This is a genomic window from Psychrobacter sp. Marseille-P5312 (assembly GCF_900291405.1).
Taxonomy (GTDB): Bacteria; Pseudomonadota; Gammaproteobacteria; order Pseudomonadales; family Moraxellaceae; genus Psychrobacter; species Psychrobacter celer.
The window spans coordinates 2,163,809-2,179,915 of the sequence record NZ_OLML01000001.1 but is presented as its reverse complement, the minus strand read 5'-3'; the positions used below and the strand labels follow the sequence as shown (position 1 = coordinate 2,179,915).

Here is a 16,107-nt window from a genome sequence, read left to right as displayed (position 1 = left end):
GTATAAACCTAGCGCTGCCAACCAAGAACACCGCTTAATTGACAAGGGTACATCACACCATACAGGATTCAATCGTAAGCCAAGGTAGATGACCACCGATTGAGTTAAAAACATAAACTAGGCGGTTAAGATATTTTTGATGATATCTAGGCCTTCTTGGAGTACTTCATCTTCGACTGTCAGCGGCACCATCACACGGATGGCATTGCCGTACATACCGCAAGAGGCAAGCAGCAAGCCTTGCTCAAAGGCTTTGGCTTTTAGAGCAGCAGTTGCTGCGGCATCCGGCTTGCCATCACTATCGATCAATTCAAATGCCAACATCGCGCCTTTGTAGCGGATATGACCGATAGTACTTAAATTTAAGCCTTTTAAGAAAGTTGCGATTTTATCGCCAATCTCTACACTACGCGCCAGTAGGTTTTCTTCTTCGATGACTTCCATCACGGCCAAAGCGGCCACACAGGCAAGCGGGTTGCCAGAGTATGTGCCGCCCAAACCGCCAACTTGCGGTGCATCCATGATATCAGCACGGCCGATGACCGCAGAGATAGGATAACCACCTGCCAAACTCTTGGCACTGGTCATAAGATCTGGCTCAACGCCCAATTGCTCACCAGCAAACAAGGTGCCTGTACGAGCAAAACCGCACTGCACTTCATCAAAGATAAGAACGATGCCATGCTCATCACAAATCTCGCGCAGCGCTTTGGCAAATGACGGCGTCACTTGGTGAAAACCGCCCTCGCCTTGTACCGGCTCGATGATCATTGCGGCCACTTCGCTAGGGTCGATGTCTGCTTGAAAAATCATCTCAAGGCTATGCAGGGCTTGGGCTTCGGTGACGTTCAGCTCTTCTGCTGGAAATAAAGCATGAAACACAGGGCCTGGCATCGGACCGAAGTTCTTTTTGTATGGTAATACTTTACCTGTCAAGCTCATGCACATGGAGGTGCGGCCATGCCAGCCACCGACAAAAGAGATAATACCTGGACGCCCAGTTTTGGCACGAGCAATCTTGACGCAGTTTTCGACCGCCTCTGCGCCAGTGGTCAAAAACAAGGCTTTTTTGTCACCGCTGATGGGCGCTTTTTCGCAGAGCTTTTCGGCCAGATCGACATAGCACTCGTAGTTCATGATTTGCGCGGCGGTATGGGTAAACTTGTCTAGCTGCTCATGGACGCGCTGGGTGATTTTGGGGTGGCTGTGGCCGGTGTTAAGTACAGAGATACCGCCGATAAAGTCGATATAGCGATTGCCTTCTACATCCCAAACTTCTGAGTTTTTGGCTTTTTCTGCAAAGACAGGAAAGGCCACACCAAGTCCAGTTGGTAGAATAGCTTTACGGCGCTCGAGTAATGATTGATTGGTGATTGTCATAAGAAGGTCCTTTTTCTTTCTTTTTTGCGTAGGTGCCAGTTGCGTCATGGCGGTTTATGGGATCAGTACAAACAATAGATGGGACGCATCACTCTGACGAGCGTCTGAGTCCCTTGAGCTGCGACGATGCCGCATTAAAATGAAATGGTTAAATAAAAAGCAGCGTATGCTAGGTGCGATTAGTCACTGACATCAGAGCACCAGTACTTGGTCACTACATACTCTTCGATGCCGTATTTTGAGCCTTCGCGGCCAAAACCTGATTGTTTGACACCGCCAAATGGAGCAACCTCTGTGGAGATAAGGCCGGTATTATGACCGATGATGCCGTACTCCAGCCCTTCTGTGACACGCCATGAGCGCGCATAGCTGCCACTATAAAAATAAGCGGCCAAGCCGTAGATGGTGTCATTTGCTTGACGGATGACATCTGCTTCGTCGTCAAAGGTAAAGATGGTGGCGATGGGGCCAAAAATCTCTTCAGAGGCGATATCCATCTCAGCGCTGATATCAGTGATGACGGTTGGGTTGTAAGTCAGCTCTGAAGCACCGTTGGTGCTGCCGCCAGTGATAAGCGTCGCGCCTTTGTCTAAAGCGTCTTTTAGCAGCGCTTGCACTTTCTCCAAAGCTTTTTTGTTGATCAACGGGCCGATATCCACGCCTTCGTCCATACCATTGCCGACGTTGAGCTCAGCGACTTTTTTGACAAACACGTCAAGAAACTTGTCTTTGATGCTCTCTTGTACATAGACGCGGTTGGCACAGACACAGGTTTGACCGGCGTTGCGATATTTAGAGGCGATTAAGCCATCAGCGGCGGCTTCTAAATCAGCATCATCAAAAACGATAAATGGGGCATTACCACCCAGCTCGAGCGACAGTTTTTTGATGGTTGGCGCGCACTGTGCCATCAAGGTACGACCCACTTCCGTAGAGCCAGTAAATGACAGCTTATGAATGCGTGCATCACCGGTGAGAATATCGCCGATGGTGGAAGATTTGCCCGTCACCACTTGGATAACGCCTGCTGGGATACCTGCTTGCTCGGCCAATGCTCCAAGGGCTAGCGCCGAAAATGGCGTTTCGGTTGCAGGCTTGATGATCATGGTGCAACCTGCTGCGAGCGCCGGTGCCGCTTTGCGGGTAATCATCGCCGCTGGAAAGTTCCAAGGGGTGATGGCCGCACAGACGCCGACGGGCTGCTTCAAAATGACATGGCGCAATTTTGCTTGGTTGGCAGGAATGACATCGCCGTAGACGCGTTTGCCTTCTTCGGCAAACCAGCGGATAAAGCTGTTGGCATAACCTACCTCGCCGCGTGACTCAGTCAAGGGCTTGCCTTGCTCTGCGGTCATGATGATGGCCAAATCTTCTTTATTGGCATCGATCAGGTCAGCCCACTTTTGCAATAAGGTAGCACGCTCTTGTGCAGTTTTGGCAGCCCAAGCGATTTGGGCGTCGTGAGAGGCGGCCACGGCATCGTTGACATCTTCAGTGGTCAAGCTTGGTACCGTACCGATAAGCTCGCCATTAAACGGATTGCTCACATCCAGCGTCTCTTCGCTGCTTGCGACATGCCAGCCGTCTTTAATCAAGCACTGCTGTTTGAGCAAGTCTGGGTTGGAGAGTGGTAACGTATGTGGCTGTTGTAACATTGTGACGCTCCTTGTCAGTGATAGAGTGTAGAAAACACTACAACTCTATCGCGGTACATAAATGACGGTCGATAACAGGGTTTATATGATCTATATAAAAAGAGTCTATATAAATAATGATTGATAACTGCTTTATTGTTCAATATACTGAACAATCATTCTATATATGAGACATCATTATAAGAACGATGCCTAACCATTTGCAACCCCTATTATCATTTTCGTGATAATTTATGGTGTTATTTTTTTATCACCTTCATTTTACTGACTTTTATAGGTTACTTATGAGCACAGCCGCCGTTCCTGCCTTGGACAAAACCTTTCAAATACTAGATTTGATCACCGATAGCAGCCAGCCACTGACGGCTGCTCATATTGCTAAGGCGCTGGATCTACCGCGCAGCTCCACCCACAATATTTTGCAAAGCTTACTTGCCAAGCACGTCATCTATAAAGACAGCGACAACCGCTTTCATTTAGGCTCATATCTGATGTACTGGGCGGGTAAATACGAGCAGCAGCAAGGCGTTATTCAGTTATTCAAAGACCTTATCGTACATTACCCCATCTTGCTCCAGCATACCGTGACGTTGTCTAAGCTTGATTTGGGAGAAGTGGTGTTTTTGGCTTGTCATGAAGCGCCTGCGCCACTTGGTTTTACTTTTCGCGCGGGTGTTCGCGTGCCTGCAGTGTTTTCGGCCACAGGCAAAGCCATGCTTTCAACCTTGTCGATGGACAGCATTCAATCCATCTATGCCAGCGGCTTTCCTAAACCTATCACGCCGCATGGCGTCGATAACTTTACTGATTTGTCGACCGAGCTGTCCGCCATCAAAGACAGCCGTATCTCACTTGATGATGGGCAACTGCGTGAGGGCATGTATTGTCTTGGCACCTATATCCGTAACGCCTCAGGCCATGCTATCGCTGGCATGGCGGTTAGTTTTTTGCAAGCAGAGTACGAGTCCAAGCGCGCTGACGTCAGTACCGTGTTGATTGAGCTGGCCGAACAGATTGAGCAGCGTTTGGGCTTTAAAGCGAAGCATTCAGCATAGTAGCTACTTAGTTGCTTCTATTCTTAATTAAGAGAAGGGGCTAGCTTAAACAATCCCATCAGCTTTTAGTTTGGTGATCATTTCGCTGTCATAGCCCAACTCTGCAAGCGTACTATCGGTATGTTCGCTCAGGCGCGGCGGCGGCGTACGATAACTGACCGGCGACGCCGACAGCTTGATCGGGCTACCAAGCGCGCACACAGGACTGCCTTGCTCGCTAAAATCGACCACCATCTCGCGGGCCAGCGCTTGCGGCATGGCTAGAGCTTCGCTGATATTATGGATCGCCCCGCAAGGAATGCCTGCCTGCTCCAAAGCCGCCAACCAATATGCGCGCGGCTGCTGTGCAAACTTCTCGGCCAGCGCCTCACATAGCTCGTCACGGTGCGTCACACGGGCAGGGTTGGTCATATAGCGGCTATCTGTATGCCAATCCACACCGAGTAGCGCGCAGAGCTTGGCAAACTGACTGTCATTACCACACGCCAAGACAAAGTGTGCATCGCCTGCCCCCGCAAACACTTGATAGGGGACGATATTGGGGTGCTGGTTGCCGAGCCTTGGTGGTATTTGGTTCGACGCCAAATGATTCATGCCGACGTTTGCCAGCATGGCTAAGGCGCTGTCTAACAGGGCCACATCGACATGCTGACCAAAACCGGTACGCTGACGCGCCAGTAGTGCCGCTTGGATACCAATGGTCAGCTGCAGTCCTGCAAACAGATCCACCACCGCCACCCCGACTTTGTGCGGCTCGCCATCACTTGGCCCTGTGATGCTCATCAGCCCTGATAGCCCTTGAATGATATAGTCATAACCCGGACGCTTGGCATCAGGCCCTGTCTGCCCAAACCCTGTCAAGGATGCATAAATCAAGCGCGGATTACCCTGCTTGAGACTGTCATAATCTAAGCCGTACTTTTTTAGACCGCCTACCTTAAAGTTTTCGACGACGATATCGCTGTCAGCAGCCAACTGCTTAATGATGGTTTGACCCGCAGCGGTGGTGATATCGACCGTTAGGGATTTTTTATTACGATTGATGGTGGCGTAGTAGGCTGATGTGCCGTCGCTGAACTTAGGCGGTGCCCAGTGCCGTGTCTCATCACCGACATTGGGACGCTCGACCTTGATGACCTCAGCACCCAAATCTGCAAGTACCTGCGTACAAGAAGGACCTGCCAATACTCTTGATAAATCGAGCACCTTGATACCGTGCAATGCCCCTTTTGCCATCTCAGTCATAATCATCCCTTATCATTTGGTGTGCGCGTATACGCTATTTTTTATATACATACAATTGTGATGCGTCATCTCATGACCTATCGCTCCAGATAAACAAATGACGCATCGCAACTAAAAAATGTACGCCACTGCTCAGCAAGCACTAGGCCAAGCAGTAACATACATAAGATCAGCGGTACTGATTAATAAAACGCTTGCAAGCCTGTTTGCGCACGCCCCAAGATTAAGGCATGGATATCGTGCGTGCCTTCGTAGGTGTTGACCGCCTCTAGGTTCATGACGTGGCGAATGATATGGAACTCATCAGAGATACCATTGCCGCCATGCATGTCACGTGCCACACGAGCGATGTCTAGCGCTTTACCGCAGTTATTGCGCTTGATCAGTGAAATCATCTCAGGGGCAGCGTTGTCTTCATCCATCAAACGGCCAACGCGCAGTGCCGCTTGCAAACCAAGGGCGATCTCTGTTTGCATATTGGCAAGTTTGAGCTGCACCAACTGCGTTGCGGCCAGTGGACGACCAAACTGCTTACGATCTAGCGTGTACTGACGCGCCGCTTGCCAGCAAAACTCAGCTGCGCCCATCGAGCCCCACGCGATACCATAACGGGCTTTGTTTAAGCAGCCGAAAGGCCCTTTAAGTCCGCGGATATCTGGGAAAGCATTGGCTTCAGGGACAAACACCTTATCCATGACAATCTCACCTGTCACTGAAGCACGTAGTGAGAACTTGCCTTCGATTTTTGGTGCTGATAAGCCTTTCATGCCTTTGTCTAAAATAAAGCCACGAATGTCGCCTGCATCGTCTTTTGCCCAAACGACAAACACATCGGCAATGGGACTGTTGGTGATCCACATTTTATTGCCTGTCAGCTCATAGCCGCCCTCAACCGCACGCGCTCGCGTCGACATAGACGCAGGGTCTGAGCCTGAATCCGGCTCGGTCAAACCAAAGCAGCCGACATACTCGCCCGTTGCCAGCTTTGGTAGATACTTCTCTCTTTGCTCCTCTGTGCCATACGCATGGATAGGATGCATGACAAGGCTTGACTGTACGCTCATCGCCGAGCGGTAGCCTGAGTCCACCGCCTCTACTTCCTTGGCAATCAAACCATAAGCGACGCTCGACAGACCTGCACAGCCATAGCCTTCGATGGTGACACCCAGCAGCCCCATCTCGCCCATCTGGCGCATGATGTTGCGGTCAAAATGCTCATTGCGGTTGGCGTCGATGATATTTGGCATCAGCTCTTTTTGAAAAAACTGACGCGCACTGTCTGTCACCATACGTTCTTCGTCAGTGAGTTGGTCACGCAATAAAAACGGATCTTGCCAATCAAAACTTGGACGCGTAGATGTTGCCATGTGGGTCTCCTTGATATCGATCTTCCTGATCGATGAGTAATAATAAATGGATGGTAATAACGCTGATAACCGGACTCAACCAATTATTGACTTTTCAATTCCGCTGTGCGAAACTTAGTTTCACAATAAAAACTATTTAAGCAAAATTTTGTCACGCTGTAAACCTTTATCAAAAAAATGAGGCAAAAATGTCTAATTCTTTAACAGCCGCCCCCTCTTTACTGACGCGTATGAGTAACGCTCTCATCCAAAGCAAAGACGACAATGACCGTCAATTTGTCACCGCGCTTGGCCGCGGGCTGATACTACTGGCCGCATTTGAACAGCACGAGCAGCTGAGCCATCAGCAGCTTTGTCAGATGACTCATCTACCAAAAGCCACGGTGACTCGCCTGATTCATACGCTTCTCACCCTTGGGTTTTTGCGCACGACAGAACACGGACAGTATGAGCTAGGCAGTAGTGCCGTGCGCCTGAGTGCAACGGCATGGAGTCGTCACGATATGGTGGCGACCGCCGAGCCGCTGCTACGGCAGTTTGCCAGTAGCAATGAAGTATCGGTGAATCTGGCCACCGAAGTCGAAGGAGAGATGCGCTATCACGCTTGCTGTCGTAGCCCTGCCCGCCTGTCTGTCAATCTACAAGTCGGCTCTGCCGTGCCTGTGGCTCGTACGGCGATTGGACGCGCGTTTTATGCCGTCAGCACCAAAGCTCGGCAAGCTGTCATCAAAGACAACCTACACGCGCATTTGTCTGACACAGACTATCAGCACGCACAAACGGCGCTGGATGCCGCTGTGGCACATTATGATGCGCACGGCTATACATTGTCTGACGGAGAGTTTTCTACCGATATATTGGCGGTCGCGGTTGGGGTATTTGACGTCGCTACTGGGCGATACGCTTATTCGCTAAATGCTAGCGTGCCCAGAGCCAACTGGGATGCTGATGAGTATGCAAAGATGATCGTACCAAAACTACAAGCACTGGCGCTCAAGATCGGCCGCGGCGAGTGAGACGCAAAGGATTGGTTCACATGCGCACCCAAAAAAAGAGACGCATTAAACTGCCAGTTATTAGCACTCTGTTACCCAATTAACACCCAGCAGTGATATCATAGGCGCATAATATAAGCGAGCAGTTTGAGCGCTTTATCTACATCTAATAGCGATGATAATAACAGAGTGGTTTTTTGTCGGCCATCTCTGTGAATTGTTATCGCTTTTTTAATATCTATGTATCACTGTTGAGTGTCGTTATGCCCCAATCTCGTACCAATTTGAACCCAGAACCCAAGACCAGCTCACCTTATTTGATGGGCTTGCTGCTGCGCTATAGCACCTTTGGCGCTGCTATTTTGATTTTTTTGGCGGGGCTATTACTAGTCAACTGGTGGCTCATATTTTTTGGTGGTTTTGGCGTGGCACTTGGCATTTATGATTTGATTCAGTCCAAGCACTCTATCTTGAGCAACTACCCTGTGGCAGGTCACATTCGCTATGTGCTAGAGGATTTTCGTCCTGAGATTCGTCAGTATTTGTTAGAAGACGACAAAGAACAAGTGCCGTTTTCGCGTCAGCAGCGCGCCCTTGTGTATCAACGCGCCAAAAACGTCAGCGATACCAATGCTTTTGGTACTTTGGACAATCTATATACGCAAGGCAAAGAGTGGTTTTTGCAATCAGCGGTCAGCCAACCTTTAGAAAACAAAGACTTCCGTATCATCGTGGGCGGCGAGCGCTGTCAGCAGCCACACGATATGTCGGTATTTAATATCTCAGCGATGAGTTTTGGTAGCTTGTCTGCCAACGCCACCATGGCACTTAATCAAGGTGCCAAGATGGGCGGGTTCACCCATGATACGGGAGAAGGTGCCATCAGCCCTTATCACCGTAAGTTTGGCGGCGACTTGATTTGGGAGATTGGCACGGGGTATTTTGGCTGCCGTGATGACCATGGCAACTTTGACCCACAGTCTTTTGCCGAAAAAGCCGTCGATCCCCAAGTAAAAATGATCGAAATTAAACTCTCACAAGGTGCCAAGCCAGGTAAAGGCGGCGTCTTGCCAAGCGAAAAAATCACCGCAGAGATTGCCCAAACCCGCCAAGTACCCATGGGTCAAGACTGCGTATCGCCTTCATCACATAGCGCGTTTAGCACGCCGCGTGAGCTGGTCGCATTTTGGCAGCAGCTGCGTGAACTATCGGGCGGCAAGCCAGTTGGCTTTAAGCTCTGCGTGGGTCAGCCTTGGCAGTTTATGGCGATTGTCAAAGCCATGATCGAAACCGACAACTATCCTGATTTTATTGTCATCGATGGCGCAGAAGGCGGGACAGGCGCCGCACCTGTTGAGTTTATGGACAACGTCGGTATGCCTATGGTCGAAGGGTTTTTGTTGGTGCATAATACCTTGGTCGGTGCAGGCATCCGTGACAAAATCAAGCTCGGTGTCAGTGGTAAGATTGTCTCAGGATTTGATATTGCCCGTATGATTGCCCTTGGTGCTGACTGGTGTAACTCTGCCCGTGGCTTTATGTTTGCGGTTGGCTGTATTCAGTCGCGCTCATGCCATACCAACACTTGCCCTGTCGGCGTGGCAACGCAAGACCCTTATCGTCAAAAAGCGCTGGATGTACCGAGCAAAGCTGAGCGCGTGGCAAACTTCCATAAAAACACACTCAAGTCCCTAGCCAGTATCGTCGGCGCAGTCGGTCTGCAGCACCCAAGCCAATTGCAGCCGTATCATATCGCGCGCCGCCTCGATGATGGTCAAATCAAACTTCTCTCAAAGTTCTTTTACTTTGCTGACCAAGGGGCTTTGCTAGAACAAAATGCGCGTGCCGATGTCTTTAATCAGATGTGGGTGATGGCCAATCCTGATAGCTTCTTGGCCAACAACGACGCCCTTATCGCTTATAACAAAGACTCGCGTGATAAAGGCAAAGAGACCAATGCGCCAACTGAAAAAACCACAGCTATCGCCGGGGACATCATCGATGGTAGCATGCTCATCGGTAACGTCAACAATACCTTTCGCGACTTACCGCCTGATCATGACTAGTCGCGTATCACCGCTGACCTGCGGTATCCTGTACTCACAAATAAAGGCCGCCGACTGATGCCAAGTGCCACCTCACTCGCCACGCTAGCAAGCGTGGTCCTACTCGCGCTGAGCCTCAGCGCCTGCGCCCCTGCGGCCACTGACGCTGCTAGCGACTCATCGCAGTGGGCCTGTCAGATACAGCAGGCACCATTTGCTTATAGCGCCTGTGCGATTGAGGCGTCAGCGCTGGGTGATAAGCGGCATGCACTACAGCTATTTTGGCAAAAGCCTGATAGTAAGCAGCCTTTACTCAGCTTTGATGAGTTGTTGGCGGCGCTACCAGCCGGCCAGACACTCAGCTTTGCCATGAATGCTGGCATGTATAATGAGCGCTTTGCCCCTATTGGCTATACTGTCATCGAAGGGGTAGAAAAGCGCGCTTTAAACCTAAAGTCAGGCGGTGGCAATTTTCATTTATTGCCCAATGGTGTACTGTGGTGGGAGCGTGACGGCAAGGTGCAGATCACAGAATCTCAAGCATTCAGCGAGCAGCTAAACGGCGGGCAAGTGCAACCATGGTATGCCACTCAATCAGGGCCGATGCTGGTGATTCATGATCAGATACACCCAAAGTTTAACCCCGAAAGCCAATCCGCTAAAATCAGAAACGGGGCTGGCGTTTGTCGTGATGGCCGCATTCGGTTTGTCCATAGCGACGAACCTGTGACCTTTTATCAATTTGCGACCTTGTTTAAGGAATACTTGGGCTGCCCGAATGCCTTGTTTTTAGATGGCGGCGTGGCCTCGGCTCTATACGCGCCCAGCATCAATCGGCACGATAAAAAACAGATGGGTGTGATGATTGGACTGGTCGACAGCTCTGACTAGACCCTATTAGGGCGTATCCTCAATTCAATCGCTAGCCATCTAAATGAGGATACACCTAAACTACAAACGCAAAAAAGCACCTAAATAATAAAAATATTTAGGTGCTTTTGTATGTGACACGCCCATGACTGCGCTGAACGTTAACATTTTATTGACCAAGCCGCCACTGGTCAAAGTCGATGCAAGATTAGCTACCCAAACTCATTTTGGGGCCAAACGGCTCATAATGTACACTATCCACGCCATGATCGAGCGTCATGAGCCCATCGATCATACTCTCCATAAATGGCATTGAGCCACAGACATAAATGTCCGCAGGCTTAGGTAGGTTGGCAAGCCATGCGGCGTCCAATAGCTGTCCTGACTCAAAGTAAAAAACATGCCTCTCTACCGTTTCAGCTTTCGCTAGCAGTGCCTCGACCTTGTCTGCAAAGGCGTGATGGGCTTTGTTTTGACAGGCGTATACCCAGATGATCGGCCGCTTTGGATTGGCCATAATCTGCGCCTCCAACATAGCCAGTACAGGCGTCACCCCTACGCCTGCGCTCATCAGCACCAGTGGTACCTCATTTTGGGTCATCAGGTGTTGCTCCAGCACAAAGTCGCCAGCAGGGGCAGATAACAAAATCGTATCACCGACGTTTATGTGGTCATGCAGATGGTTTGAGACCAAGCCATGATGCGCGTTGCGATTGTCGCGTCTGACTGCAAACTTGATGCCCTCTTCGGTATTTGCTGAGTACAGAGAATAGTGACGCAAAGCGGTGTGATCGCTGTCTTTGGGTTCTGTTTTTACAGTGATGTATTGTCCAGCACTCAAGCGCATTTTATGCAAGTCAATCGCTTGATGGTTTGCCGTATCGCCGTCTTTATACTCGTTGCTGGGCACCGCGGTAAAGGCAGCAATATCCGTCGCCACCGCGGTCTTTTGTGTTACGGTAAATGGCGCAAAGCCTTGCCACAGCGCAGACTCATACATGTCTTGCTCGATTTGGATAAACACCGAGGCAATCTCATCATAAGCCTCTGTCCAAGCATGGATAATCTCATCTGTTGCCGCCTCACCCAGCACTTCTTTTATCGCGCCGATGAGATGCTTGCCAACGATAGGATAATGCTCAGGTAAAATCTGCAGGGCTCGATGCTTATGGCTGATTTGGGTGACTTGCGGCAGTAGCATTGCCAGCTTGTCCAGATGCTTTGCTGCCGCCAGCACTGTCATCGCCAGCGCCGTCTGCTGACGCCCAAGCTTTTGATTGGTTTCATTAAAGATATCCAGCAGCTCAGGATGCTCAGCAAACATGTTTTTATAAAACACCGTGGTGATGGCGGTGCCGTGCTCTTCGAGTACAGGTACGGTGGCGGTGACGATTTCTAGGGTTTTTGGTGAAGCCATGATAACTCTCTTAGTGATTGCTATATAAAAAGGTTGCTACTGATAAATGAGTCTTTTCACAAATGTTTATAAAGTGATTAAAGATTGCTTGACTTAAATAGTTAGCTGACATACTTTATAAGATTCATTTTAAATGAATGTTAACACATTTTATTACGTATACCAATGCGCTATCGCTATTCAGCCGTTTTTTAAGCAAAAAAAAGCAGCCATGATGATATCAATGACTGCTTATAAAAAAACACTAATTCCAGCTATACTAATGATTTATAAAGACAAATGTCAGCATTGAAAGCCGCTCACTATCTTTAAAAAACCATATATATCAACACCCTACTATAAAATCAACGCGCCATATAGTCGGTCATTTCTTCAACCCCATGCAGCGTCATCGGATACATTTTATGCTCAAATAGCTTTTTGATTTCACCGATGGTCTGAGTATATTGCCAGTACGCGGGGTTTTCTGGGTTGAGCCACGCCACTTTATCAAAGTGCTCAAGTACACGTTTTAGCCATACCACCCCCGCTTCGTTATTCATATACTCGACGCTACCGCCTACCGAAAACAGCTCATAGGGTGACATCGACGCATCGCCGACAAAGATGACGCGATACTCACGGCCATAGGTATTGAGCAGCTCAAAAGTCGGCATCGGGGCACTGTGCCGACGGTTATTGTCCTTCCAGACGTAGTCATACAGACAGTTATGAAAATAAAAAAACTCTAAGGTCTTAAATTCATTTTTTGCTGCCGAAAACAGTTTTTCTAGCGCCTCGACATGGACGTCCATACTACCGCCGACATCGAACAGCATCAATACTTTAACGCGATTGCGGCGTTCAGCTTGCATATGAATATCGAGTACGCCTTTTTTGGCCGTGCGCTTGATGGTCTCATGGATATCGAGCTCGTCGGCGCTACCAGTACGGGCAAACTGGCGCAGGTTGCGTAGCGCCATCTGAATCTGACGCGTACCCAGCTGATTGTCGTCATCGAGGTTACGATATTTGCGCTGCTCCCAAACTTTGACCGCACTGCGTTTACGCGACTCACCGCCGACGCGCACCCCTTCAGGATGATCACCATAAGCGCCAAACGGTGAGGTGCCGCCAGTGCCAACCCATTTGCTTCCGCCCTGATGACGCTCTTTTTGCTCCTTTAGACGCTCCTCAAGTGCCTTCATCAACTCCTCAAGCGAGCCGTATTTTTTGAGCAAACGCCGCTGCGCTTCGGTCAAATTTTTGGGATCTAGCTTGAGATCGAGCCACTCTTTTGGGATATCTGTCAGCTTGCTCATCAGCTCATCGATATCTAGGCTATCGATACCTTCAAAATAATCAGCCATGGCACGGTCAAACTTATCAAAATGACGCTCATCTTTGACCATACAGAGGCGAATCAGTCGGTACATATCCTCGCGACTGGCAAAGGTAGACAGTGTTGGGTTTTCAGGATGCGGCTGCATCATCAGCCCCTGCTCGAGCGCAGCGTTTAGATCGAGCAGCTCGCGCGTGCTGACTGGCACGCCGTAAGTCCGCAGGGTGTAGAATAATTTGATAAACATAAAATACGCATCACTTATTGGCTGATAAGGTTTGATTGGCATCATCATGCTGACAGCGATATGACACCAGATAACGCTGTCAGTCCATACGCCTAACGACGCATCATGTTGGCAAAACGTTGCAACAAGCTCACATCCGCTTCGTTTTTGAGTAGCGCGCCGTATAGCGGCGGGATCGACTTTTCACCGCGCAAGTTTTCTTCTAGCTCTTGTTGCGCCATATCATCGGCAAGCAATAACGTTAACCAATCGACCAATTCCGACGTTGATGGTGGTTTTTTAAGCCCTTGAATACCGCGCAGCTTATAAAAGATATCCAGCGCATCATTGACCAGTTTTTCTTGGATATTGGGGAAATGCACCTCAATGATTTGACGCATGGTGTGCTCATCAGGGAAATCGATGTAGTGAAAAAAGCAGCGGCGCAAAAATGCGTCGGGCAGCTCTTTTTCGTTGTTTGAGGTGATGATCACCACTGGGCGCTGCTCGGCGGTGATGGTCTCGCCTGTCTCATAAACATAAAACGACATTTTATCAAGCTCATGCAGCAAGTCATTGGGGAACTCGATATCGGCTTTGTCGATCTCATCAATCAATAGGACACTGCGCTCTTGACTGGTAAAAGCCTCCCAAAGCTTACCGGGTTTGATATAATTGCCAATCTCATACACCTTGTCGTCACCGAGCTGCGAGTCGCGCAAGCGTGAGACCGCATCATACTCATACAGCCCTTGCTCAGCTTTGGTGGTTGACTTGATATGCCAAGTAATCAGCGGCATCCCCAAACTCTGCGCCACCTCTTCGGCCAGCAGTGTTTTACCAGTGCCAGGCTCACCTTTGATCAGTAGCGGTTTTTGTAGTGTCATCGCTGCATTGACTGCCAGTTGTAAATCATCGGTGGCGATATAGCTTTGCGTGCCGGTAAAGGTATGGTTAGTCTTGTCCATCTTGGTCGTCATAGTAAAGTCTCAGTTATCGTTATCAATAAAGTATTTTATAAAATAGCACTCACAAATTAGAGCAGCATAGGCTGATGGATTTAGAGTAGCATAGGCTGATGGATTGCCAAAATACTCATGCGTTCGCCATCCTTCCGATCAGCGCTTCTTACGCCCTAAATATGGCGCATAATGATTAGCCATAAAAAAAGACACACATGGTGTCTTTTTTTCAGTCACTTTATAGTCATTAAGTTTATAGTTATCGAGCTTATAGTCATTGAGCAAATTAAACCATGCCGCTATTGACGCCCATCTCTTCACCCTTTGTCTATCGTATCGTTGGGATTGGCCTGTTTAGACAGTATGCCCTCATTTTTGGCACCGCGCTTTTTGAGATCCAGCGTTTCGTCAGTCTCAGCTACTGGTGCGGGAGCATGAACCTTCGCATGCTCAGTTATATCAGTGTTTTCGGCCAGATAATTGCCTGTGGTCAGCTGCATGGTCGCCTGCGTATCTGCGGCGGTGCGGCTCCGCGCTTTGTCTAGGCTCGACTCAAAAGCACCGCGTATCAGCTGCCAGACAAACCCAACAAACAAGCCCACCACCAGCACCACCATAATGGGCAACATATTGGCAATGGCACTTGTGTAGTCTTTCATCATAATCGCATACACCACACTGATACTGGCAGGAGCAATCTCGCTAGGGTCATCGAGCGCGGTACCGGGCGCGAGCAATACGGCAAACAACACCATCCAGCTCATACCGCCGAGTGGACGCGGCAACATGCGCGCCACCAGCAGCCATAATATCAGTACGATCACCGTTCCCCCAAGATAGGCATACATGGGCAGATCGGCGGGTGGGACATCTTTTACCAGCTGTCCCCACCAAATAGCAATCTCTCCTAAGATATCACTGATACTCTCAAGCGGTAAGCGATGCAATATGTTTTTTAACCAGTCCATGCGTGTTTTATTACCTGCGTTTATCACCAGTAGCGCCAGCAGCGTCTAGTGGTAGTGGGTAAGTTTTGCCGTACTAGGGCGTGTCCTCAATATGACAAAATATATAATAGACATCTGCACTTAACAGAAGATCAGTTTATCATGACTTCCTAGGATGTGTCCTCAATCGATACGATATACGATAAAGGCAAAGACACGCGTCTGAGTCTTGCATACCTTTAGCCTTAAGTGCCATTAGCTTTGAATGCCATCAGTTATAAATACTATCTTGTGCTTCGCGGGCGCGTAGCTCTGCTTGGCGGCGCATGACATCTTGTGGCGGCAATTGCACAAAGTACCCTTGTGCTTGGAGCTTTGCCAGCACCTCTTCTTTATCGACGCGAGCCAGCTTCGAGGTGGCGGCCAAATCCAGATGCATGACAAACTGACTACGCCCTAGCCCCGCACGAAACTCCTTGGGCAACACCCCCAGCCAGTCTTTAATCTCATCGGTATCATCTGGATAATCAGGACGCGCAATGTAGATGTACATATCATCATGTTTGGGAAACTTATAAATATCGCAATGCATAAAAACAACCTATCAGAATCTATCGCCATA

At 49.3% G+C, this 16,107-nt stretch carries 13 protein-coding genes; 4 read left to right on the top strand and 9 right to left on the bottom strand.

The window, feature by feature from the left end:
• Positions 1–117: 117 nt before the first annotated feature.
• Complete coding sequence (gabT, locus tag C6W44_RS09405; RefSeq protein WP_105245138.1) at positions 118–1,380, bottom strand: 4-aminobutyrate--2-oxoglutarate transaminase; 1,263 nt, start codon at positions 1,378–1,380, stop codon at positions 118–120.
• Positions 1,381–1,559: 179 nt separating this feature from the next.
• Positions 1,560–3,035: an NAD-dependent succinate-semialdehyde dehydrogenase gene (locus tag C6W44_RS09400; protein ID WP_105245137.1), complete on the bottom strand. Its 1,476-nt coding sequence runs from the start codon at positions 3,033–3,035 to the stop codon at positions 1,560–1,562.
• Between the two features lie 284 nt (positions 3,036–3,319).
• On the opposite strand from C6W44_RS09400, the gene C6W44_RS09395 reads away from it, so the two are divergent.
• Complete coding sequence (locus tag C6W44_RS09395) at positions 3,320–4,090, top strand: IclR family transcriptional regulator (RefSeq protein ID WP_105245136.1); 771 nt, start codon at positions 3,320–3,322, stop codon at positions 4,088–4,090.
• Between the two features lie 45 nt (positions 4,091–4,135).
• On the opposite strand, the gene C6W44_RS09390 is transcribed toward C6W44_RS09395, so the two are convergent.
• Together C6W44_RS09390 and C6W44_RS09385 are read right to left on the bottom strand one after the other, a co-directional pair.
• Positions 4,136–5,335, bottom strand: a complete 1,200-nt coding sequence (locus C6W44_RS09390; protein WP_413772321.1) for a CaiB/BaiF CoA transferase family protein — start codon at positions 5,333–5,335, stop codon at positions 4,136–4,138.
• Between the two features lie 182 nt (positions 5,336–5,517).
• Positions 5,518–6,702, bottom strand: coding sequence for an acyl-CoA dehydrogenase (locus C6W44_RS09385; protein WP_075101114.1), 1,185 nt, complete (start codon positions 6,700–6,702; stop codon positions 5,518–5,520).
• 188 nt (positions 6,703–6,890) lie between these two features.
• Between C6W44_RS09385 and C6W44_RS09380 the strand changes: the two genes are divergently transcribed.
• The 3 genes from C6W44_RS09380 to C6W44_RS09370 all read left to right on the top strand — a co-directional run bounded on the left by C6W44_RS09380 (position 6,891) and on the right by C6W44_RS09370 (position 10,633).
• Positions 6,891–7,718, top strand: a complete 828-nt coding sequence (locus C6W44_RS09380; RefSeq protein ID WP_105245134.1) for an IclR family transcriptional regulator — start codon at positions 6,891–6,893, stop codon at positions 7,716–7,718.
• A 242-nt stretch (positions 7,719–7,960) separates the two neighbouring features.
• The gene (locus tag C6W44_RS09375) at positions 7,961–9,763 is read left to right on the top strand and encodes an FMN-binding glutamate synthase family protein (protein ID WP_105245133.1); all 1,803 of its coding nucleotides are present in this window, start codon (positions 7,961–7,963) and stop codon (positions 9,761–9,763) included.
• Between the two features lie 57 nt (positions 9,764–9,820).
• Entirely contained in the window at positions 9,821–10,633 is an 813-nt protein-coding gene (locus tag C6W44_RS09370; protein WP_105245132.1) for a phosphodiester glycosidase family protein, read from the top strand.
• A gap of 187 nt (positions 10,634–10,820) precedes the next feature.
• Here C6W44_RS09370 and C6W44_RS09365 read toward each other — a convergent pair whose 3' ends face one another.
• From C6W44_RS09365 to C6W44_RS09345, 5 genes are all read right to left on the bottom strand, one after another.
• Positions 10,821–12,029: a globin domain-containing protein gene (locus C6W44_RS09365; protein WP_105245131.1), complete on the bottom strand. Its 1,209-nt coding sequence runs from the start codon at positions 12,027–12,029 to the stop codon at positions 10,821–10,823.
• 344 nt (positions 12,030–12,373) lie between these two features.
• The gene (locus tag C6W44_RS09360) at positions 12,374–13,597 is read right to left on the bottom strand and encodes a vWA domain-containing protein (RefSeq protein WP_105246613.1); all 1,224 of its coding nucleotides are present in this window, start codon (positions 13,595–13,597) and stop codon (positions 12,374–12,376) included.
• A 92-nt stretch (positions 13,598–13,689) separates the two neighbouring features.
• Positions 13,690–14,544: an AAA family ATPase gene (locus C6W44_RS09355; RefSeq protein WP_105245130.1), complete on the bottom strand. Its 855-nt coding sequence runs from the start codon at positions 14,542–14,544 to the stop codon at positions 13,690–13,692.
• A gap of 311 nt (positions 14,545–14,855) precedes the next feature.
• Entirely contained in the window at positions 14,856–15,506 is a 651-nt protein-coding gene (locus tag C6W44_RS09350; RefSeq protein WP_227526412.1) for a hypothetical protein, read from the bottom strand.
• A 250-nt stretch (positions 15,507–15,756) separates the two neighbouring features.
• The gene (locus C6W44_RS09345; protein WP_105245129.1) at positions 15,757–16,077 is read right to left on the bottom strand and encodes a YcgL domain-containing protein; all 321 of its coding nucleotides are present in this window, start codon (positions 16,075–16,077) and stop codon (positions 15,757–15,759) included.
• Between the last annotated feature and the right edge of the window lie 30 nt (positions 16,078–16,107).